24 protein-coding genes are annotated in these 22,215 nt (G+C 34.9%); 13 read left to right on the top strand and 11 right to left on the bottom strand.

The window, feature by feature from the left end; translation table 11 throughout:
• Positions 1-3: 3 nt before the first annotated feature.
• The 7 genes from IPN41_02550 to secE form a co-directional block, all read right to left on the bottom strand.
• Positions 4-555, bottom strand: coding sequence for an AAA family ATPase (locus tag IPN41_02550; GenBank protein ID QQS59988.1), 552 nt, complete (start codon positions 553-555; stop codon positions 4-6).
• A gap of 2 nt (positions 556-557) precedes the next feature.
• Positions 558-1,895 carry an FAD-dependent thymidylate synthase gene (locus IPN41_02545; GenBank protein ID QQS59987.1) on the bottom strand — a complete coding sequence of 446 codons (1,338 nt, stop codon included), beginning with the start codon at positions 1,893-1,895 and terminating at the stop codon, positions 558-560.
• A 65-nt stretch (positions 1,896-1,960) separates the two neighbouring features.
• Entirely contained in the window at positions 1,961-2,425 is a 465-nt protein-coding gene (locus tag IPN41_02540; protein QQS59986.1) for a dCMP deaminase family protein, read from the bottom strand.
• Between the two features lie 98 nt (positions 2,426-2,523).
• Positions 2,524-3,243, bottom strand: coding sequence for a 50S ribosomal protein L1 (gene rplA, locus IPN41_02535; protein QQS59985.1), 720 nt, complete (start codon positions 3,241-3,243; stop codon positions 2,524-2,526).
• Positions 3,244-3,326: 83 nt separating this feature from the next.
• Entirely contained in the window at positions 3,327-3,752 is a 426-nt protein-coding gene (gene rplK / locus IPN41_02530) for a 50S ribosomal protein L11 (GenBank protein ID QQS59984.1), read from the bottom strand.
• A 131-nt stretch (positions 3,753-3,883) separates the two neighbouring features.
• The gene (gene nusG / locus IPN41_02525) at positions 3,884-4,429 is read right to left on the bottom strand and encodes a transcription termination/antitermination protein NusG (GenBank protein QQS59983.1); all 546 of its coding nucleotides are present in this window, start codon (positions 4,427-4,429) and stop codon (positions 3,884-3,886) included.
• Between the two features lie 3 nt (positions 4,430-4,432).
• Complete coding sequence (gene secE / locus IPN41_02520; protein ID QQS59982.1) at positions 4,433-4,618, bottom strand: preprotein translocase subunit SecE; 186 nt, start codon at positions 4,616-4,618, stop codon at positions 4,433-4,435.
• A 181-nt stretch (positions 4,619-4,799) separates the two neighbouring features.
• On the opposite strand from secE, the gene IPN41_02515 reads away from it, so the two are divergent.
• The 5 genes from IPN41_02515 (at position 4,800) to rplU (ending at position 9,998) form a co-directional block, all read left to right on the top strand.
• Positions 4,800-5,303, top strand: coding sequence for a hypothetical protein (locus IPN41_02515; protein QQS59981.1), 504 nt, complete (start codon positions 4,800-4,802; stop codon positions 5,301-5,303).
• A 107-nt stretch (positions 5,304-5,410) separates the two neighbouring features.
• The gene (locus IPN41_02510) at positions 5,411-5,791 is read left to right on the top strand and encodes a hypothetical protein (GenBank protein ID QQS59980.1); all 381 of its coding nucleotides are present in this window, start codon (positions 5,411-5,413) and stop codon (positions 5,789-5,791) included.
• A gap of 1 nt (position 5,792) precedes the next feature.
• The gene (locus IPN41_02505; protein ID QQS59979.1) at positions 5,793-8,561 is read left to right on the top strand and encodes an AAA family ATPase; all 2,769 of its coding nucleotides are present in this window, start codon (positions 5,793-5,795) and stop codon (positions 8,559-8,561) included.
• A gap of 1 nt (position 8,562) precedes the next feature.
• Complete coding sequence (locus tag IPN41_02500; protein ID QQS59978.1) at positions 8,563-9,633, top strand: undecaprenyl/decaprenyl-phosphate alpha-N-acetylglucosaminyl 1-phosphate transferase; 1,071 nt, start codon at positions 8,563-8,565, stop codon at positions 9,631-9,633.
• Between the two features lie 56 nt (positions 9,634-9,689).
• Positions 9,690-9,998, top strand: coding sequence for a 50S ribosomal protein L21 (gene rplU / locus IPN41_02495; protein ID QQS59977.1), 309 nt, complete (start codon positions 9,690-9,692; stop codon positions 9,996-9,998).
• Positions 9,999-10,483: 485 nt separating this feature from the next.
• Here the strand turns inward: rplU and IPN41_02490 are convergent, their stop codons facing one another.
• From IPN41_02490 to dnaB, 4 genes are all read right to left on the bottom strand, one after another.
• The gene (locus IPN41_02490) at positions 10,484-11,320 is read right to left on the bottom strand and encodes a methyltransferase (protein QQS59976.1); all 837 of its coding nucleotides are present in this window, start codon (positions 11,318-11,320) and stop codon (positions 10,484-10,486) included.
• A 25-nt stretch (positions 11,321-11,345) separates the two neighbouring features.
• On the bottom strand, positions 11,346-11,942 hold the full coding sequence (recR, locus tag IPN41_02485; protein ID QQS59975.1) for a recombination protein RecR: 597 nt from the start codon (positions 11,940-11,942) through the stop codon (positions 11,346-11,348).
• Between the two features lie 18 nt (positions 11,943-11,960).
• On the bottom strand, positions 11,961-12,239 hold the full coding sequence (locus tag IPN41_02480; protein ID QQS59974.1) for a YbaB/EbfC family nucleoid-associated protein: 279 nt from the start codon (positions 12,237-12,239) through the stop codon (positions 11,961-11,963).
• Between the two features lie 71 nt (positions 12,240-12,310).
• The gene (gene dnaB, locus IPN41_02475) at positions 12,311-13,711 is read right to left on the bottom strand and encodes a replicative DNA helicase (GenBank protein QQS59973.1); all 1,401 of its coding nucleotides are present in this window, start codon (positions 13,709-13,711) and stop codon (positions 12,311-12,313) included.
• A gap of 690 nt (positions 13,712-14,401) precedes the next feature.
• Between dnaB and IPN41_02470 the strand changes: the two genes are divergently transcribed.
• From IPN41_02470 to IPN41_02435, 8 genes are all read left to right on the top strand, one after another.
• Complete coding sequence (locus tag IPN41_02470) at positions 14,402-14,992, top strand: L,D-transpeptidase family protein (protein ID QQS59972.1); 591 nt, start codon at positions 14,402-14,404, stop codon at positions 14,990-14,992.
• A gap of 73 nt (positions 14,993-15,065) precedes the next feature.
• Positions 15,066-16,271 carry a cysteine desulfurase gene (locus IPN41_02465; protein QQS59971.1) on the top strand — a complete coding sequence of 402 codons (1,206 nt, stop codon included), beginning with the start codon at positions 15,066-15,068 and terminating at the stop codon, positions 16,269-16,271.
• A 42-nt stretch (positions 16,272-16,313) separates the two neighbouring features.
• Positions 16,314-16,730, top strand: coding sequence for a hypothetical protein (locus tag IPN41_02460; protein QQS59970.1), 417 nt, complete (start codon positions 16,314-16,316; stop codon positions 16,728-16,730).
• Positions 16,731-16,732: 2 nt separating this feature from the next.
• Positions 16,733-17,779, top strand: coding sequence for a phospho-N-acetylmuramoyl-pentapeptide-transferase (gene mraY, locus IPN41_02455; protein QQS59969.1), 1,047 nt, complete (start codon positions 16,733-16,735; stop codon positions 17,777-17,779).
• Positions 17,780-17,871: 92 nt separating this feature from the next.
• Positions 17,872-19,002 (top strand): putative lipid II flippase FtsW, encoded by a 1,131-nt coding sequence (gene ftsW / locus IPN41_02450; GenBank protein QQS59968.1) that lies wholly within the window; start codon positions 17,872-17,874, stop codon positions 19,000-19,002.
• A gap of 5 nt (positions 19,003-19,007) precedes the next feature.
• On the top strand, positions 19,008-19,391 hold the full coding sequence (locus IPN41_02445) for a hypothetical protein (GenBank protein QQS59967.1): 384 nt from the start codon (positions 19,008-19,010) through the stop codon (positions 19,389-19,391).
• 19 nt (positions 19,392-19,410) lie between these two features.
• On the top strand, positions 19,411-20,883 hold the full coding sequence (locus tag IPN41_02440; GenBank protein ID QQS59966.1) for a glutamate--tRNA ligase: 1,473 nt from the start codon (positions 19,411-19,413) through the stop codon (positions 20,881-20,883).
• 39 nt (positions 20,884-20,922) lie between these two features.
• Entirely contained in the window at positions 20,923-22,155 is a 1,233-nt protein-coding gene (locus IPN41_02435; GenBank protein QQS59965.1) for a peptidoglycan DD-metalloendopeptidase family protein, read from the top strand.
• Positions 22,156-22,215: the final 60 nt, after the last annotated feature.

The raw sequence follows: 22,215 nt of genomic DNA, 5'->3' as shown, positions 1-22,215 counted from the left end.
ATTTTATTGTTTTATCTTTTGGATTATGTTTTGTATCTCTGTATAAAGATCTTCTATTGTTCCATTATTATGAATTAAATATTCACTTTTTTCCATTAATGGAACAATAGATTTTTCTGTTTCTCTCTCATGATCAGCCAGAAATTCTTCATACGTTTTTTGTTGATCATCGGAGTTTTCAGTTCTTGCGGTTAAACGTTTATATCTTGTTTTAATCTCTCCCGTAATCCCGACAAGATGAAAGTTTGGTAATAATGCTAGAAAGGCAATATCATCTTCACGTCGAATTCCTTCAACAACAATATATTCGTTATGATCATCATGTTTAATATCCTCAGCCATGGCTTTGGCAAAAAGATCGTGACCAAATTCTTCTCGTAAAACAATAGAAATCTGAATCAGATTGTCACGCGAACAGGGAAGATATAGTCTCTGCAATACATCACGCATAATATCAGAAAATCGATAGGTCTTTGCCTGATATTCTTTACCAATATATTCAGTAGCCGTTGACTTTCCTGAAGCCATTGGACCGATTAAACCAATGATAATCATATTTATTTTTTAACAATATCCTGACTTCCGCGTCGGATATCCCAATCATTTTTGTTAAGATCTGAGTGCAAAACTAAATCAGGAAACTGATTTTTTAACGCATGATGCATGTTGTGTGCAACTTCACGATAGGTGGGATGAACCAAGATCCCGGACCGAAGTTCAGTAACATAGACCATTTGCGGTAAGCTATAATACGTTCGACAACTTACTAAAAATCCCAAAGATATATAGTATTGTCGAATTTCCTCCGAGCAATCAAGGCAGGCTATGGCCTTAATTTGTTTCTTAATTAAGCTTTCTGCTTTGGTTCGTAGCGAGGCAGGTAATTGATCAAGATACCAGGTATGAAAACCAAGCTCGGTTGTCAGTAATGGCATACGGAAAACTCCGTTACGATGTCTTTGTGCATCACGTGCAGAACCAAAGTCAAGCTTGTAATCACACCAACAACCACCAAGTTCATCAAGAAAAGAGGGGAGGTTTGTTTTAATTGGACGATTTTTAATCAGCACTTCAAGATATTGCCTAAGTTCATTATTATCAATATTTGTTTTAAAACTGAAATCTGGAGATTGTGAATTATGATAATAACTAAATTCTTTACTTTCAATTTCTCGATACGCCTCTTGCTCTCCATATTTTTTATGACCAAAGCTCGAAGAGTATTTTTCCTGAAGTAAAGAATGAATTTCTTCACTAATTTTTTGTATCTCAGCTAGGGGATGATGATTAAGTAAGGCAAGTTTCTCAGCCGCTTGGCGTAAATTGGTGTGCCAACTTAATTGAGTACATATACCAGCTGGAAGAAATGAACGAAGTATATCAAAAATCCTAGCTTTAATTGCTTTTTCATAAATCTTTTCTACTTCATTGTCTTGAAGTGGGAAAGTTAATCGCAAGTGTTCTTTTAACTCTTCCTGACTTGAGATATAAAAATCCATCCAAGCCGACATAATTGCCTTTGATTCAGCGGTTGCAAGAGGATCCAATATTGGTTGCTGGGTCATATCAATATAGCGAGTACTAGTTTCTTGACCACTATACAATCGCCAATCCTGAATCGCTTTAGCTGTCAAAATACTAACATTTTCAATAAAGATTGTTGTTGTTCCACAATCACCAATACTTCCATGACCATAACCAACGTAAAAGCTAGACATAAATTTCCCAGAACCTTTTTCTTTCACTTTCAGTAAATGATCCTTGGCACTTTCTGAACTTCGAGAATAGAGTGCCTGAAGCATTGCGTTGTCCTCAGGTTTAAGATCATCATCAATAAAGATTTGTCGTTTTTTTTCTATAGCAGTTTCTTTGATTTGCTCCTGATTGTTTGGCATAATTTCTCCTTTTATTATTTAATTTGTAAAGAATATTTCCCTACAAATTATCATATAAACTATTTCTAGTCAATTAAACTAAATAGCCTATAAGTTACTCCAGCAGCATCAAATAAACGACGTGAGGCTATCCAGGCTGGTGTATCATGGTACTTATCACTTTCATAAACAACTTCTTTAATGCCTTTTTGGATAATTGTTTTAGCACATTCGTTACATGGGAATAAGGTGCAGTATAAAATACAATTTTCTGTTGGTCCATTGGCATTATAGAGAGCATTTTCTTCAGCATGAACAACATAAGGATATTTTGTTTCAGTAAATTCTCCTTCACGTTCCCAGGGAAAATCATTAAGCTTTGTACCACGAGGCCAGCCATTATAGCCAAGTCCAAGAACAATATTTTTTTCATTAACAACAACTGATCCTGCTTGTGTACCAGGATCTTTTGAACGTTGAGCAATCACTTGGGCAATTTTCATAAAACATTCATCCCAAGATAAAACTCCTTCTGTGCGATGTGTAATCATATAGTAGTCAGTGTATCCATCAAAATGATTCACGTCAACAATGCTATGAAAAACAAAAGAACCCCCAATTGAGGGCTCTTTTTTGACTTAAAAGTAAGTTATATTTGAACCTTAACTCCTGGCCCCATTGTTGAACAAATAGTCGCGCTTTGGATGTACACACCTTTAGAACTCGCTGGCTTTGATTTCTTAATCGCGGTTAAAATAGAATCAAAATTGGCAATCAAATTTTCTTTAGAAAAAGAAACTTTACCAATCGCCACATGAACATTGCCTGTATCGTCATTTTTAAAACTAATCTTTCCTTTCTTTAGTTCCGCAACTGCTAAAGCTGGGTTTGGAGTAACTGTTTCATTCTTTGGAGAAGGCATTAAACCTCTAGTTCCAAGAATTTTTGCAATCTGTGCTAGATTTTTCATCATAGCTGGTTCAGCCACTGCAACTTGAAAATCAGTTTTTTCGGTTTTCTTAATTTCGGCAATTAAATCTTCACCACCAACAATATCAGCTCCAGCTTCTTTAACAGCCTTTTCATTTGCTGAAGATACAAAGGCAGCTACTTTAACTGTTTTTCCAGTACCAAAAGGCAGAGCAATTGCTGAACGAATTTGTTGATCACCCTTTTTTGTATCAATTCCTAAACGAAAGTGAGCCTCAAGTGAGGAGTCAAATTTTGTTTTGGAAAATTTTTGGACTAGCTCTATAGCTTCTCCAATTGTATAAGTCTTAAGCCGATCATATTCAAAGCTTTTTGCTTTTTTAACAGGAGCTTTTTTTTCAACTACTTTAGTGGTCTTTTTAACATCTTTTTTTGTCATATATTTCGTGGTGCGGACGATTTCATTGTTAAATAACCGTTTGACCGGTGACAAAAGAAATCTCCCACAAATTAGTTAATTAATTATTTTTTTATTTCAACACCCATTTGACGAGCAGTACCAGCAATAATTTTACTAGCAGCTGCAATATCTCGAGCATTTAAGTCAGGGAGTTTAATTTTTGCAATTTCCTCAAGTTGTTCTTGAGTAATTGAACCAACTTTATCAGTCAATGGTTTTCCAGAGCCTTTTTCAATTTTGGCAAATTTCTTAATCAACTCGGATGCTGGAGGAGTCTTAGTGATAAAAGTATAAGTTCTATCAGCATAGACAGTAATTTCTACTGGCACAACATCACCCATCTTATCCTTGGTTGCATCATTAAACTTTGCACAAAATTCGGCAATATTAAGTCCATGTTGACCCAAAGCAGGACCAACTGGAGGAGCAGGGTTAGCTTGACCTCCACGGATTTGTAGTTTTATAACGGTTAGTATTTTTTTGGCCATATAATTAAATTAATATTCCGTAGAAGCCCGGAATCACAGTTATTCCTGCGAAAGACACAACATTTTATTCACGAGATTCCTGCCTTCGCAGGAATGACAAAACATTGCAACCTTCACAGGAATGACAGAAGTTATAGTTTCTTAATCTGTAAAAAGTCTAATTCAACTGGTGTTTCACGACCAAACATTGAAATCAAAACTTTAATTTTTCCCTTTCCATCATCAACCTCAATAATTTTTCCTTCAAGGTTCTTGAAAGGTCCATCAACAATTCGAACAGGGGAGCCGACAGATACATCAATTTGAAACTTCGGTTCTTCAACACCCATTCGTTTTTGAAGATCTTTGATTTCTTCTTCACTAACTGGAGTTGGAATATTTCCGGTACCAATAAATCCAGTAACATTTGGGGTATTCCGCACTGCATACCAAGAATCATCAGTTACAATCATTTCTACTAAAATATAACCAGGGAATATTTTTTCTTCAATCACTTTTCGTTTACCATTATGGATTTTAATCTTTTTTTCTTTTGGAATTAAGATATTAAAAATCTTGTCATCCATATCCATAGAGTCTACTCTTTGACGGAGATTTTGAGCGACATTTTCTTCATAGCCTGAATAGGTATGTAGTACATACCAGCGTCGTCCTTGGTTTAGGGTTTGTTTTGCCATATATTATCGATTAAGAACTAATTCCAAAATTTCATTAAAACCTAAGTCAAGACCACCAAGAAAGACGGCCGTTGCCAAGCTAACAGCTACCACCAAAATAGTGTAATTATATGTCTCTTTCTTTGTTGGCCAGGTAACTTTACGTATTTCAGCAATTGAGGCCTTAAAGTAATTAATAAGTTTATCCATACTGGTTTAAAAAACAGCCCTTTTGGGCCGAGATTAATATGATTATATAATACCAAATAGCATCATATAGTGTCAAGATCTAATTTTTATGCGATTTTTAGCAATATTTTGACCCTTAACTATAATTTTGCTATGAATTAGTTTAATTGACCTTTTACAAATTACAATAAATAAAAAGAAAATGACAACTAAAATAAAAGCAACAGAGAGCTTGGAGGAAATTCTTACTAAGCTAAAAAACATCTTAAGCTGGATTGGTGTTCAAAGGGATGAATGGTCAAAATTTTATTCGCCTAGAGAGATACCTAACAAACTTGAAATAAAAATTCTGACCATAACGGAATTAGTAAACTTAATCAAAGAGCAACAACAAAATTCATTTCATGAAATTCAAAATGTAAACCAGCGCCCGGATAACTTATACGCTTTTGCTTGTTATCTCAAGGATGAATCTGGTCGCTCTCTGATTAATTCAGGTTTATGTATTATTACAAGCCATTTCTATCAAGAGTTGATGAAGGATACAATGTTAACCGATGAAAGTCTCAAAAAAAAGCTTGAATCTGCTTACGACGGCAAATTCAAAACTATTTCTCTTTCTTATGATAATGGGCTTCCATACATCGGGAAAGGGGTAAATATAGACAAAATAAAATTCCTTGTCGAATACGAAAGTTATCAGTAATAGTTCCCTAATAGTTTTCCATGTCTTTTTAAATGCCCGCTTTATACAGTGCGGGCTTTTTTATTTGAAAAATTAGCTAGTTTTAAGTATAATATAAGAACTTCAATATGACATTAAATAGCATTATTATTGATTCAGGAAAAATTATCAGCAAATTTATTTTTGATATGATTTTTTTTCCTTTTTGGTGGTACACTAGAGGATTTTTTAATATCATAGTGTGGTCAAAAAACTTTTTAGGCCAAAGATTAAAAAGTACAGGATTACTTGTCTGGGTAAAAAATATTTTTACTCCAATGTATGGCCAGCACGATTGGGCGGGTATATTAATTAGTTTCCTAACACGCTCGATGCAAATAGTATTTCGCTCAGGTATTATGTTATTTTGGCTTATTTTTGTATTCCTTGTAGTGTTTTTATGGCTAACAGCACCAGCCTATATTCTTTTTCAACTAATGTATCAGTTTAATCTACTTAAAGCTATTTAACATGCCAACCCAAGATCTAAAACAACCAATAGCTTTTATGACCTGTGCTAATTGCTCTGGAACTGGTAAGTTGCGAACATTAATCTGTCCGAACTGTTCTGGCTTTGGTGTAGGTGCTTTTCAAGGTGATAATTTTTTATACTTTAATTTAAAATTGTCCGAAACAATTATTCGTGGTCAACACGCCAGCAGGGTTGGAAAAAAAATTGAAAATATTCTTGCTTTCATAATTTGTAGTATTGGACTTCTATCGTTACTTTGGTGGTTATTTTCAATTGGCAATATTATAGAAACTTTTATTACCGGTGATCCTCAACTATTATATAATCTCAAATTTTGGAATTTTCAACATCCACTATTGTTACTTTTTTGGATTTCAACTATCCCAGCTCTGTATATTATGTATACAGTGATAAAAAGAAAAGATGACGAGCATATAATCAAACCCCTAACCTATACAACATCATTACCGTTTGTTAAAGATGTTCCCTGGGCAGAAATCCACAAACAACACATTCACAAAATTAATGTATATCAAGGAGTGGACGAGCAAACCAAAAATGTTTTAGACCAAGCTTTTTTACTGGCCCGAAAATTTGGACATAACCATATTGGTGCCTTACATATCTTTGCTGTAGCCTTATTTTGTAGCTCAAAGGTGAGTGCAGTTATTTCTCGATTAACTATTCCAGAAAATAGATTAATGCAAAGCATTGAAAGACTCTTACAATCAATTGAAAAGAGTCCTTTTGAACCAATTTTTGATCGTGATACCAAAGAAATTCTTATTGAAGCTTATGCTAGTGCTGCCTTAAATGGTCGTAATAAAATATCACCAGTAGATTTATTAGTTCCTTGTTATGATCATAATAAAAAATTAGCCGAGCTCTTATATGATCTTGAAACCGATAGAATTAAATTACTTAATACCGTTCTCTGGATTCAATTTTCTGATACCTTAATTGAAAACTATCGCCAATATCGAAGTATGGCCTTGTTTAAACCTTCTTCGAATATGGATAGAGCCTATACCGCCCTTGAAACCCCGCTTCTTGATCGATTTTCCTATGATTGGACATTAGCTGCCAAATGGGGTCGAGTTGATTTATGTGTTGAACGAGATCAAGAAATTCATAAAATTTTTGATGTTGTTGAAAAGGGTCAAAATGGAATGTTACTAATTGGCCCTTTTGGAGTTGGAAAAAATACTGTTATTGGCGGTTTAGCCCATCGAATGGTATTAGAAAATGTACCTCAACAATTTCAAGACAAACGGTTAATTGAAATTGATATTGCTCATTTACTGGGAGGACTAACACCAGAAGCAGCAGAACAAAGATTATTACAAGTAATAGTTGAAGTTGCACGAGCCAAAAATATTATTTTATATATCAAAGATATAGAAAAAATCATGGGGATCACTTCAGGGCAAGAGGGGAGTCTTGATATGGCCAGTGTCTTGGCCGACGGTATAAGTCGTGGCTTAATCTATTGTTTGGCTTCAGTTACTGATGAAAACTATGCAAAGTATATTGAAAAATCATTGCTTGGAAGTTTAATGGCAAAAATTGAAGTCAAAGAACCGGACATCAATACAGCTATTAGAATGGTTGAGAGCAAAGTTCCTTTAATTGAAAATAAATATGGGGTATATTTTTCCTATAACTCATTAGCCGAAGTGGTAAATTTAACCGCTCGGTACATGCATGATACATATTTACCAGGTAAAGCTATTAGTGTACTGGAATCTGTTGCAGTTTTGGCCTCCCGAAAAGAAAACAAAATTGTTGATCGTGAAGCAATTGCCACGGTTATTACAGAGTTAACTCATATTCCTGTTACAAAACTTACCCAAGATGAAAGTCAGAGTTTACTAAACCTTGAAGAAAAAATTCATCAACGTGTTATTGGTCAAGATGAAGCAGTAAAAATGATATCAGCGGCTCTACGTCGAGCTCGCGTTGAACTTCGCGAAACTAAACGTCCAATTGCTAACTTTTTATTTCTTGGGCCAACCGGTGTTGGTAAAACTGAGTTAGCAAAAGCTGTTGCTGAAACCTATTTTGGCCGTGAAGATTATATGATTCGTATTGATATGAGTGAGTACCAAAATAGTGACAGCGTCAATAAAATGATTGGCTCACCAGAAGGTGTGTCTGGATATTTAACGGAGGCAGTTAGAAAAATGCCATTTTCATTAATTCTTTTGGATGAAATCGAAAAAGCTCATCCCGATATATTAAATTTATTCTTGCAAGTAATGGATGATGGACGCCTAACTGATGGTCAAGGAAAAACCATTGATTTTACCAATTCAATTATTATTGCCACTTCTAACATTGGTTCTCCTTTAATTCAGCAAACTGTTCGTGAAGGTGGCGACTTTAAGGTTTTGCAAGAAAAACTAATAAATACTGAGCTTGTAAAAGCCATGCGTCCTGAATTAATTAACCGTTTTGATGGTGTTATTATCTTCAAACCACTTGATAATGAGGCCATGATCTCTATTACAAAATTATTAGTTGCTAAGATTCAAAAGCGAATTGAAGACAAAGGCTATCTGTTCTCAATCTCCGATGATGTTATTAAACAACTAGCAAATCTTGGCTTTAATCCAGAGTTTGGAGCTCGTCCTTTACGTAGATTATTGCAAGAAAAAATTGATGATAGTATTGCCACCAAATTATTAGAAGGTGGAGTAGAGCGACGTGATACGATATTAGTTAATAATGATTTAAGTGTCTCAATTATTAAAGCAGAGGCAATCTAATATGTATACAACTTTTTTTATTTTGACATGTGTATCTTCGCTTATATTAACGTGGGCAATGAAAAAAATTGCCCTTTATTTTAGAGTTGTTGATACACCTGATTTAGACAGAAAAAAACATTCAGGAGCAACCCCTCTTTTAGGCGGTATAGCCATTTTTATATCCCTTTTGATTACACTGTATATTGGAAGAAATATTATTCTCGCTGGAAATTTAGAAGTTCATCATTGGTTAGGCGTTCTTATTGGTGGCTTATTATTAATGATCGGCGGCTTGATTGACGATATAAAAAAACTTTCTCCCTTGAAGCAGTTTATCTTTCCACTCTTAGCTGCCTTAGCCGTTGTGATAAGCGGTGTTGGGATTGAAAAAATTACCAATCCAAGTGGCGGATATCTATATTTAGATACCTTACAATTTCCTATTCTTATATGGGGGGATAAAACATTTTATTTTAATTTAATTTCTGATTCCTTTACCATACTTTGGATTCTAGGAATGACCTACACTACTAAGTTACTAGACGGAGTTGATGGACTAGTTGGATCAATAACTGTTGTTGGCAGTTTAGTTATTTTTCTTTTTACCACCACAACACGTTGGCTTCAACCTGATATTGCCTTTGCTGCTTTAATGCTTGCAGCTGCATCTCTGGGATTTCTATTTCTTAACTGGCATCCGGCAAAAATTTTCCTAGGCGAAGGCGGATCACTATTTCTTGGTTTTATGCTTGGGGTGCTATCAATTATATCTGGAGGAAAAATTGCGATTGCTTTGTTAATTATGGGTATTCCGGTCCTAGATGTTATCTGGACAATTATTCGACGAATTATTAAACGTCAAAGCCCGTTTAAGGCTGATCGTTTTCATCTGCACTTTCGATTATTTGATGCTGGTCTCGGTCCACGTTTAACCGTTTTGACATTTTGTTTGATATCACTTGTTTTTGGCCTTAGTGGTTTATTTTTACAAAGTCGAGGAAAAATCTATAGTTTACTTGGACTTTTCGTTTTAATGCTTATTTTCCTTGGGGCTTTTCGTTGGCTTGACAGAAGGGAAGTTGTTAGGTAATATTGATAATACTTTTCCTGGTAACCCAGGAATCTTATTTTTAAAGAAAAGATGGTATGAAATTAGCTATTATTAAAACTGGTGGAAAACAATATAAAGTTAAGGAAAATGACGTTGTCTCAATTGAAAAACTAGAAGGGGATGCAGGTGCTAATGTGTCCTTTAAAACTTTGATGACTTTTGATGACAGCGGAGCAATTAACCTTGGTCTGCCATCATTAGGCGAAAAAGTTACTGGTGAAATTGTTAGCACTGAAAAAGGCAAGAAAGTTAGTGTTATTAAATTTAAGAACAAAACTCGTTACCGCCGAAATGTTGGACATCGTCAAATTGCCACTAAAGTAAAGATTATAAGTATTGCCTAGTACTTACTACCAAAAAACACCTCCGAAATGGGGGTGTTTTTTTATAATTAAATAAGAAATAGTTAATAAATAATCTTATCAGGTCAATGCATTTTCTATTTAGACATCAATGAATTTAGACTCAGATTTCAGAATTGCGGAAATTATTTTATAGACATCAAAGAGAAACTTGTTTTTTTAAAAATAAAAAAGCTTAAATACTTTAATATTGTAACCATATGGTCAAATAAAGGTGTATATAAGCTGAAGCTAGATAAAATTGTAATATAATATACATGCCAGTTGGCATAGGGTGCATACCAAACTGGCAAGTAAATAAAAGGAAGAACAAATATGAAAGAACGTTTTCTACCTTCCTAAGGAAGGAATTACAGGACGGTAGACTTCTACTTTACCAAACGGGTAGAAAATGTCAATAGAGTGATATAGTTGAGCCTGATAACCCAGACTTTTTTATAAAGACACTATATCTAGAGTATTTTGGATTAATTATTGGGGTAAATTTTTGAAAAAATAAAACCTAAAGGTTCCATGCGACTTTTTGATTTATAGCGTTTGATTATTTCCTCAGTCATATCCGCATCTTTAATTATTGTTGACATTAAATCCATATTGATAGTATCACTATACAAAAGAAGTAAATTTCCTTCTGGTTCTAAATATTTTTTTCCAAGGTAAATAAATCTAATGAGTGCCTCATAGTCTTGATCATAAAGAGCGGAATTAAGGTCACCATTAACTTCATTTTTAAAGAAGTATGGAGAATGAAAATAGATTGAAGCAAATTTTTCATTTTCTTTTAGAGAGGAGAACATATTTCCTTTTCGTATCTCAACTGTGTCTTCAAGATTATATTTCTTAATATTTTTTTGTGAATTCTCAACTGATTTTGTATTAGATTCAATCCCAACAACTTTTTTTGCACCATTCAATCCAAGTAAAACCATTTGTGCACCAATCCCAGGACCAAATTCTAATATTGATTTATCCTTTAATTCTTGGTATGGAAAATCCGCTGCGACTCTTTTGGAAATGCTAAAAAATTCAGGATTAAAAACGCCCTTATCAACTTCGAATGTATAGTTTGTACCGTTCAACTCAAAAATAGTCGACGCAGGGAAATTAATATTTTGACTTTCTTCAAATGCATCGTCTGATCGTCTTTCATAATCGGGTCTACGCAGTCCAAAACCATGACCAGAAAGATTGTTTAACCTAGCTTCTTGGTTATAAACATATTTTAACCATGTAATTTTTTCATTAATAAATCGCTCTTCTTCGTTTGATTGTTGCTCTATATTAAAATTATTCTCCGTTTTCATAAGCTAGCTAGATGATTAAAGAAATCTACACCTCACTCCTAAACTTCAAGGCATGACCAAGTGTTAGCTCATCAGCATATTCAATATTGGCACCACTTGGCAAACCTTTTGCCAGACGTGATAATTTAATCCCTGAAGGTTTAATTAATTTTGTTAAATATAATACCGTTGTCTCGCCTTCAAGATTTGGATCAAAAGCCAAAATAACTTCTTTAGGCTTTAAATCATTAATTCGAGCTACTAGTTCTCGGACTTTAATATCAGAAGGCTTTATTCCCTCAATCGTATTAATGGTGCCTCCCAAGACAAAATAATACCCCTTATACAATCCCGTATCTTCCAGAATCAACATATCACGACTATCAGCCACAACACATAACAAACCAGCATCCCGCTTTGAGTCACTACAAATTGAACAGGGATCAATTTCAGTTATGACATTACAAATTGAACAGGTTGTAATTTTTTGTGGTAAATCATTTAAAGCTTGCGCCATTTCCTGAAGCCAAGCTGGATTTTGTTTCAGTAAATAAAAAACATACCTCTCAGCAGTTTTTGGGCCAACTGAAGGCAATCGTGAAAATAAAGAAATAAGTCTTTCTAAGGAGACAGGGAAACGCATTAAGTTTAAGTTACAAAACTAAAGACCAAACTGGGATAGACCACCCATTGCTTGCATTTTCTGGGCAATAACTTTTTGGGCTTTTTTTATCGCATCATTAACAGCCTCAAGTGAAGCTTTTTCAATTTGAGCTTTGGTCATACCATCACCAATTGCAAAAGCCGTAACTTCAAGATTACCATTTAAGGTAACTGTCACACCGCCTTTTTCAGCAGTAACAGATTCAGTTGCCAAAACACTTTGCATTGTTTTAGCTTGCGAACGTAGATCTTTGATTTGTTTAAGTTTTTCAAACATAAAATATTTTGTTATAAAGTTGTAAAGTTATAAAGCATGTCCCCGTGAAGACGGGGATCTATGTTAATTAGTTATTCATTCAGATCATCCGGAATATCATATTCACCCTTAGCTAAGTTTTTGAAACTAACTGTGTTTTCATCAAAAAATAGATCAACTCGTCCGGTTGGACCATTACGGTGTTTAGCTACATAAATCTGAGCAACAGACTTTTCTGCTTCAGTTAATTCTTCAATTTGATATCCACGGTCAGCTGCTTTTCGATATATAAACATTACCACGTCAGCGTCCTGTTCAATAGATCCAGATTCACGCAAGTGCGATAAACGGGGGATAGCTGGCTTTGTTTGTTCAACTGCTCGAGCTAACTGTGACAAAGCCAAAACCGGAATATTTAATTCACGAGCTAATCCTTTCAAGGCACGAGTAATTTCTGCAACTTCTTGCACACGATTATCACCGTATTTTCCACGACCTTCCATCAGCTGCAAATAGTCAATCACAATCAAACCAAGTTTATGCTCCATTTGCAAACGGCGAGCCTTGGTTCTGATTTCCATAATATTGGCACTGGCTGAGTCATCAATAAAGATTGGCGTTTCTGCTAATACTCCCATGGCCTGTCCAATCTTTGAGAAATCATCATTGTCATCCCGATCAGATAGTTTTCCTGTTCTCATTTTCCATAAACTAACTCCAGCTTCTGCACATAACATACGATCAACTAATTGCTCTTTACTCATTTCTAAAGAGAACACACCAACCGGAATTTTATTAATAACTGCAGTCTGCCGTGCAATATCCATTGCTAACGAAGTTTTTCCAACACTGGGACGAGCTGCCAAAATAATTAAGTCTGACTTTTGTAAACCGGCCAAAAGATTATCAAGGTCTGTAAAACCAGTTGTTAGACCACGCAGTTTGCCTGATTGTTTATGTAATTCATCAATACGATCAAAAGCTTCGTTCAATAACGTATCAATCGGTTGAAACGCTTGCTTTAAAAACTTTTGAGAAACATTAAAAAGTTTTTGTTCAGCATTATCAAGAATTTTATCTATCTCCTCATCTTCTTCATATCCAAGTTCACTAATATCAGAAGCAGCTGTGATTAAACGACGAAGAGTTGCTTTACGTTGAATTAATTCTGCATAGTAAACAACGTTGGAAGCTGTGCCAACTGAATTTGCCAGGTTGGCAATGTATGAACGTCCACCAACAGCTTCAAGTTTGCCTTTTTCTTCAAGTTTTGAAGTAAGGCTTAAAATATCAATTGGTTCACGATGAGCATAGAGCTCTTTCATGCAATGAAAAATCGTTCCATGACTGTCTTTATAGAAATCTTCAGGGTTCAAAATGTCAGCAATTTTCACAATTGTGTTCTGATCAATCAAAAGTGAGCCTAAAACAAAGTTTTCAGCCTCAAGATTCTGTGGTGGTAGCTTTGAAATGATTTGAGAGGGATTATTCATACATACATCCTACAGTTCAAATGGCTTTTAAGCAATGGGAAAAACTGTGAACGAATTGTTAACAATTGTATTTTCAATTGCTATAAATATTAAAATATAATGGAAGTTTTTTATTTAATATTAGCCATAAAAATGTGATAGAACAAGCAAGCTCTTGACATTATATTGATTGTATGCTATTGTACTTAACGTTAACCGAGTTCCATAAAAAGAAAGTGACCTAAATAATTAGGCACTTCAATATCAAACTACAAACGAAAGGAGGTCAATTTGATTGCGATAGAAAGAAAAAAAGAAAAAAAATAGATCAGAAGAGCAGCCGGCAACAACCCCCCCCCTAAGGTAGCAGAAAACCTCAAAAAGCGAGGGGAAAACAAGACGCTCCAGCATGGAGCACACAGAAAGCCGTGACGGCAATGGACGGTCCTAGTACACCGCAGGATACAAAGGGCAAAATACAGCGACTGTCCCGTTAACGGCATTAAAAAGTACGACCTGAATAATCAGGCGATTATTAAATAATTAACTAGGAGGATAATATCTTCACATAGAACAAACAATTCCAGACAAAAAACATTATTATTCGAGAAATTTAAAAATGATCCACCAACCCGAAGCAAGCAATAAGCTAAGGGTTGTTTTTTTATTAGAAATTATTGCTAACTCTAGTCAGTTTGCTATAGTTATCATATGAAAAGAATAATATTCCTATTATTACTAACCGTATTTTTTGTATCAGCTAACGCTACATTTGGTGCTACACCCCTGGATACTGACAAAGACGGCTTAGTTGATAGCCAGGAAATTCAATTCAAAACAAACCCTAACCATCCGGACAGTGATGGCGATGGCTTTGTTGATGGTCTGGAGATTAGAAATGGTTTTGATCCATTATCAACTGAATCAAAAAAGCTTATAAAAACAATTACCATTGATTTAAAGAAACAAGAGTTGTATCAACAATTAAACGGTGTTACTATTCGCACTCACACTGTTTCAACTGGCAAGCCGGGCATGGCTACACCAAAAGGGGAATATAGCGTTGGAAATAAATCCAAACGTGCATGGTCAAAAACATATGGTCTATGGATGCCATACTGGCTTGGACTTAAAGGAACCAGAATGGGTATTCACGAATTACCAGAATGGCCAGGTGGATATAAAGAAGGTGCTAATCACTTAGGCCAACCAGTTTCACACGGATGCATTCGGCTTGGAGTTAAAGCTGCAGAGATTCTTTATGAATGGACAGAGGTGGGAACCAAAGTAATTGTTAAATAGTTATTTTCCCAAATCGTCGTCTTCACATGAGACACTTTATAACTTTATTACATTTCAGCTTTATAACTAGTTTATGATTTATCTCGATAACGCCGCCACAACTCCCATAGACCCAAATGTGCTAAAGGCAATGCTGCCTTTTTTTTCAAAACAATTTGCTAATCCAGCTTCAGTTCACTCACTTGGGCAGGCGAGCTTAAAAGCTGTTGATGATGCTCGTTATTCAATAGCTAATATTTTAAACACTAGTGGCAATGAAATAATCTTTACTTCCGGAGCCACTGAATCAAACAACTTGGCATTAAAAGGCGTGGCTTGGCATGAAAAGAACCTACCTAATGTTCATATAATAACTAGTAAAATTGAACACAGCTCTATCTTGGAGCCTTGTGCCTATTTGGAAAGCAGGGGAGCCAGTGTTACCTATCTACAAGTTGATAGCAAGGGGCTAGTAAATCCTTTTGATGTCATTAAGGCAATAACCCAAAAAACTTGTTTAATTTCGATTGGCTATGTAAATAGTGAAACAGGTGTTATTCAGCCAATTAAAAAGATTGGAAGATTGTTAAAAAAATATAATGAACAGCAAAAAAAGCTGTGGCTTAACACTCAAACAAGAAAACGCGGTCAAAAACCCCGTCCCATTCTTTTTCACACAGATGCAACCCAAGCCCTACAATTTTTTAATTGCCAACCTGATTATTTACATGTTGATTTAATAAGCCTCTCAGCCCATAAAATTTATGGACCAAAAGGGGTTGGATTATTGTATGCTCGTGCCAGCACAGAGCTAACACCACTACTGCACGGTGGGCATCAAGAACGCAACCTTCGCAGTGGTACAGTGAATGTACCGGCAGTAGTTGGTTTTGCCAAAGCTTTAACTATCACAGAAAAACTATCAACTTCATCTTTTCGTAAACTTACCCAATTAAAAGATTACGCCACTAAAAAGATCCTACAACAGATACCAAGTGTAATCATAAATTCTCCTATCACAATTACTTCACCCTCACATCTAAATATTTCCTTTCCAGGCCTAGAAGGTGATTTGCTTCAAGCAAAATTAGATGAGAGCGGAATAGCCGTCTCAACCGGATCCGCTTGTGCTTCAGGCGATATTTCAATATCACCAGTATTAGCAGCCATGGGCAAAAATCAATCAATTGCCCAAAGTGCCATTCGTCTTAGTTTTAGTAAATATACAACTAAATCAGAGATTGATAAAACTATTCATATACTAGAATCAGTAGTCAGAAAACAGTCAAAAAACAAATAATTATAGTTTGAACCTTAGCTTAATTTATGGTATATTTAGTCTATGAAATTATTATTTTCTAAGGGATTGAACTATATTTATATAAATGCCGGACAATACCGTGTTGCAATGTCCGACTTTTTTTTTCGTAAAACTTCTTATATATATTTAGGAATTGCCCTCTTAATTAATGGACTTTGTTGGTCACTGGCAATAATTTCAAAGCGTTCACTTGGTGATTCATTGGCAATCTTACACTACAATGTTATTTTCGGAATTGATAAAATCGGGAGCTCATCAGAGCTTTATCAGTTACCCCTCATAGGCTTAATTTTAATTATTGGCAACTTTTTAATCTCAGTCTTACTTGTTAGAAAACGAGAACAAGCACCTGGTCAACTTTTATTAATAACTGCCATTATTGGAAATATTATTTTATTAATCGCAATGTATTTACTTTATATTATTAACTTTAGCTAAATATGGAATTTCAAATCATTAAAGTTCTTGTTCTGTCTACTTCTGCCTTTTTAGTAGCAATGGCCTGGACGCCTTTATGGACTAATTTTTTATATAAATATAAGTTAGGAAAAACCATCAGAAATTCTGGATCTACACCAATCTTTTCAAAATTACACGCTGCTAAAAGTGGCACGCCAACTATGGGTGGTGTCTTAATTTGGGTTACAACCTTAGCCTTTGCTATTTCAATTTACTATCTTGGAAAATGGACAGACATTGGAATTCTTAAACAACTTAATTTCTTATCAAGAACTGAGACTTGGTTACCGCTGGCAGTTTTAGCGGCCACGGCTCTAGTCGGTTTATTTGATGATTGGCTTGATGTACGAGGCAAAGGAGCTTCGGGTGGAGGAGGGCTATCAATGAGCCGTAGATTATTAATCTATACCTTGATTGCTACCATTGGTGCGTTATGGTTTTATTTTAAACTTGATAGAGACACTTTTAATATTCCCTTTCTTGGTCATTTTGAATTAGGCTGGAGTTATATTTTGGTATTTATTGTTGTAATTGTTGGGACAGCTTTTTCTGTTAATCAAACTGATGGTCTTGATGGTTTAGCTGGCGGAGTTTTATTAACCAGTTTTACCGCCTATGCAGTAATTGCCTTTGTAAACGGAAAGTTTAATTTAGCAACCTTATGTGGCATTATAGTTGGTTGTTTATTGGCATTTTTATGGTTCAACATCACACCGGCTCGATTTTTTATGGGCGATACTGGTTCAATGAGCCTTGGTATTACGTTGGGAATTATTGGTATGCTAACTGACAGTGCTTTAATTTTAATGATTATTGGTTCAGTCTTTGTTTTAGAAGCAGTCTCAACAATTATCCAAATTCTTTCAAAGAAACTTCGTAAGAAAAAAATATTTCTATCAGCTCCAATTCACCACCATTTTGAAGCAAAAGGCTGGTCTGAAGCCAAAATAGTAATGCGTTTTTGGGTCATTGCTTGGATATCTACGGCAATTGGCTTAGTGGTATTTTTATTAGATCGACTTCAGTAATTGTTCTTAAAGTTATAATGTAAAAATGTTATAAAGAGAAATTTAAAACTTACTTTATAACTTTATAACTTTTTAAACTTTATAACTAATGTATGTTTTCTCGTTTAGTATTTTTTATAAAAAAACATTTTCTACCTGATCGCCTAAAAGTTGATAGGGGATTTATGATAACTATTTTAGTAATTCTTGGCTTTGGTTTAATCATGCTATCAAGCGCTTCCTCAATTATTGCCTATAGTACCTATAATGACGCTTACTATTTTGTAAAACATCAGTTAGCCAGTGTGGCCATCGGTGCCGTGGCTTTTTGGCTAGCTTCACGAATAGATTATAAACACTTACGAAAAATAGCTTTTTTTCTATTACTCTGCTCATTAGGTTTATTAATTTTGGTATTTATCCCTGGCTTAGGTAAAGAAGTAAATGGCTCTCGTAGTTGGATTAATATTTTTGGCTTTTCAGTACAACCAGCTGAGTTTGTTAAATTAACGTTTGTGGTTTATCTTGCAGCTTTATTTGAAAAAACCTCAGACACACCAAAACGATTTACTTCTTTTCTTTGGATGTATGGAATTATCGTCTTATTGATGTTGATGCAGCCAGACGTAGGCACCTTATTTATTTTAAGTATTACTGCCTTCACGGTGTACTACATTGGTGGCGGTAAAGTTAAACATATATTAACCTTAATTTCCATTGGGGTTATTGGATTAGTATTAATTATTTTAGCCGGTCAAGGGTATAGACTTGATCGTTTTCGTTGCGTTTTTAATACAGATTATAGCCCACAAGGATCATGCTATCAGATTAATCAATCATTAATTGCCGTTGGTTCTGGTGGAATTTTTGGACGAGGGTTAGGGGAAAGTCGTCAAAAATTTTTATTTTTACCCGAAGTGCAAAACGACTTTATTTTTGCAATTATTGCTGAGGAGACTGGATTAATTGTTGGCATATTATTAATTGGACTATTTGGTTTTTTATTTTATAGAACGTATTCAATTGCTAATGCTACCCCCGATAGTTTTGGACGTAACCTATCAGTTGGTGTTGGAATTTGGTTAATTGTCCAAGTTATTTTAAATATCGGCGGAATTATTGGATTTTTACCAATGACAGGCGTTCCACTACCTTTAATCAGTTATGGAGGCTCAGCTATTGTCTCGGCCATGGCGGGTTTGGGAATTATTGCTGGAATTAGCAAGCAAGTATATTTAAAATAATCTCTATGAAATATACAAAAATAGTATTAATTGTTTTTTTCTTTCTAGCACTTTCAGGTTGTACCACAAAGCCTGATACTAATCTTTCATCAATCAATTCAACTGCCAGAAAAGCTACAATCCCAGCTGGTAATTTTTATTTTTATTCCTCTACTTGTCTACATTGCAAAACAGTTAATAACTATGTTGCTGATAATAAAATACGTGAAAATGGTATTCATTTTTTTGAACTGGAAATTAATGCTGACCCGAAAAACGCTGAAATGCTAAGGTCAATAGGGGAGCTGTGCAAAATTAACGAAAATGATCTAGCAGTCCCATTATTATGGTATAACCAAACATGCTATACTGGTTCTGACCAAATAATTAACTACTTTGAATCATTATAAAATTTCTGACTATCATACTATGACTACTAAACCGCGATTACGACTCGCTCCTTCACCAACTGGATTTTTGCATCTGGGAAATTTTAGAACGGCTTTATTTTCTTATTTACTAGCTAAACACTGGGGAGGTGAGCTTATTTTACGTATTGAAGATACAGATAATAAACGTGAAGTTGAAGGTGCTGTTGATAGTTTACTAAAGGTTCTTTCAATAATGGGGATAACCTTTAATGAAGGACCACATCTTGGGGGTCAATATGCACCATATATTCAAAGTCAACGGCTTGATCTCTATAAAAAATATGCTCATCAACTTGTAGAAAGCGGGAAAGCATATTATTGTTTTGCAACCTCCAAAGAGTTAGAAGCCATGCGTCAAGAACAAACTGCAGCTCATTTACCACCACGCTATGATCGTCGCTATAGAAATCTACCTCTAATCGAAGCCAAAGAAAAAATTGCCAAGGGAGAAAAATATGTTATTCGGCAAGCAATGCCCTTAGAAGGAAGTGTTACTGTTCATGACGAATTACGAGGTGACATTACCTTTCAAGCTAGTGAACTTGAGGACCACGTTCTACTTAAATCTGACGGCTGGCCAACGTATCAACTAGCTTCAGTGGTTGATGATCATGAAATGAAAATTACTCATGTAACAAGAGGGGATGAGTGGCTACCATCACTCCCAAAAAATATTCTTTTGTATCAAGCTTTTGGCTGGGAACCTCCGCTTTTTATTCATTTTCCATTAATACTAAACAAAGTAGGTGGCGGAAAATTGAGTAAACGACAAGGAGATGTTTTTGTTGAAGCTTATTTACAACAAGGATATTTACCTGAAGCCTTAACAAATTTTTGTGCCTTACTTGGTTGGCATCCAAAAGACAATCAAGAATTTTTTACTTTGTCTGAGTTAGAACATATTTTTGATAGTAATGGCATTGGTACTAGTCCAGCAATTTTTGATGATGAAAAATTAGATTATGTTAACGGCTATTATATTCGTGAAAAAAATATCGATGACTTACTTACTTTAACTCTTCCTTTTTTCCAGCCACTTATTGAAAATGTGCCTCTTCATAAACAATCACCAGAATTTCTAAAATCAGTTCTATCACTTGAGCAACCACGATTAAAAAAATTAACTGACATTACAGAATCTACCGCCTTTTTCTTTCAATCTTCATTAATCTATGATCCAAACTTACTGATATGGAAAAAATCAAGCCTTGAAGATGCTAAAACCTACCTTATTGAGCTTCATACATTTTTGGAAAACATCACGGAAGATAACTGGCTCAAAGAAAATCTTGAAAATTCAGTGGTTGAATACCTACGAAAAGACAATAAAAACCTTGGGGAGTATCTCTGGCCACTTCGAGTTTCCTTAAGTGGCGAGAAGGCCAGTCCAAGTCCGTTTGAAATTGCGGCAGTTATTGGAAAAGATGAAACATTAGCCAAAATTAATGATGCTATTCGTCTAATCGTCTAAAATGTGCTATAATATAGTAATACCGTTGTAATATATATCATGGATACGTTCACAGTTTTTCTAAAACTATCAATTATCACAGTTCTAATCGGACTGGGTTTTGTTGTATCACCTTTAGTTTTTAGTGCTACTAATGCACCATTATCAAATGAAATTAAAGAGCTTGATAATACAATAAAACAACGACGATCAGAACTTGAAGCTATTAAAAAACAACAAGAAGAATACAAGAAAAAAATTGAAAAAACCCAAGCTGAACGTTCAACCTTAGAAAATCAATTAGAACTAGTTAAAAATCGAACTGCCGAAACTGAGTTAAGTCTTGCTCAAGCCAAAATTGATATTGAAACTACAAATCTGGAAATTCAAAAAGTAAATTTTGAAATTTTAGAAATGGACAAGAAAATTTCTACCAATAAAGATAGCCTTGGGACAGCCATAAAATTACTAAGTCAAGAAGACGGAAAATCACAATTAGAAATTCTTTTACTGAATAACTACTTAACTGATTACGTAAATCAGGTTAGATATCTTGAAAATATAAATAATAAAATTTCCGATAATTTATCAGACTTACGCTTTACTAAAGAAAGGCTAGGGGATAGTCAAGAAAAATTAAATGCTAATAGTGAAAAATTACGTCAATTACGAAAAATTCTAGAAGAAAGGCAAATAGCTTTAGTTGGTGAACAAGATACAAAAAATTATTTACTTGATCAAACAAGAAGCTCAGAATCTGAGTATCAACGCCTACTTACTTCAGCAAAGCAAGAACAAAATTCAGCTTCTTCTGACATTCTAAATCTTGAGAGAACTTTACGTGAGAAAGTAAACCAGGCAGGAAAAGATAAAATCACCCTAAGCTATAACGGTTTCATTTGGCCTGTTCCGAGTCATTCTATTTCTGCCTATTTCCATGACCCCTCATATCCATTCCGAAATATTTTTGAGCATCCAGCTATAGATATCCGATCACCTCAAGGAACTCCAATACGAGCAGCCGCTTCTGGTTATGTTGGTCGAGCCAAGAATGGGGGATTAGGCTATAGTTATATCATGTTAATTCATGCTGATGGTCTGTCTACAGTCTATGGACACGTTTCCCGTCTGTATGTAAAAGAAGACGAGTATGTTACTCAGGGGCAGATTATCGGTCTTTCTGGGGCTACTCCAGGTACTCCAGGAGCCGGTCCATTAACAACTGGACCTCACCTCCACTTTGAAGTTCGATTAAATGGGATACCAGTTGACCCAACTAATTACTTACCGTAATACTAAAAACTATTTTAAAGAATCTTATTCAAGTAATAAGATTCTTTTTTGAACCCAAAA

This window comes from Candidatus Falkowbacteria bacterium, assembly GCA_016699775.1.
Taxonomy (GTDB): Bacteria; Patescibacteriota; Patescibacteriia; order Patescibacteriales; family Patescibacteriaceae; genus Patescibacterium; species Patescibacterium danicum.
This window is presented reverse-complemented; position numbering and strand designations above follow the sequence as displayed.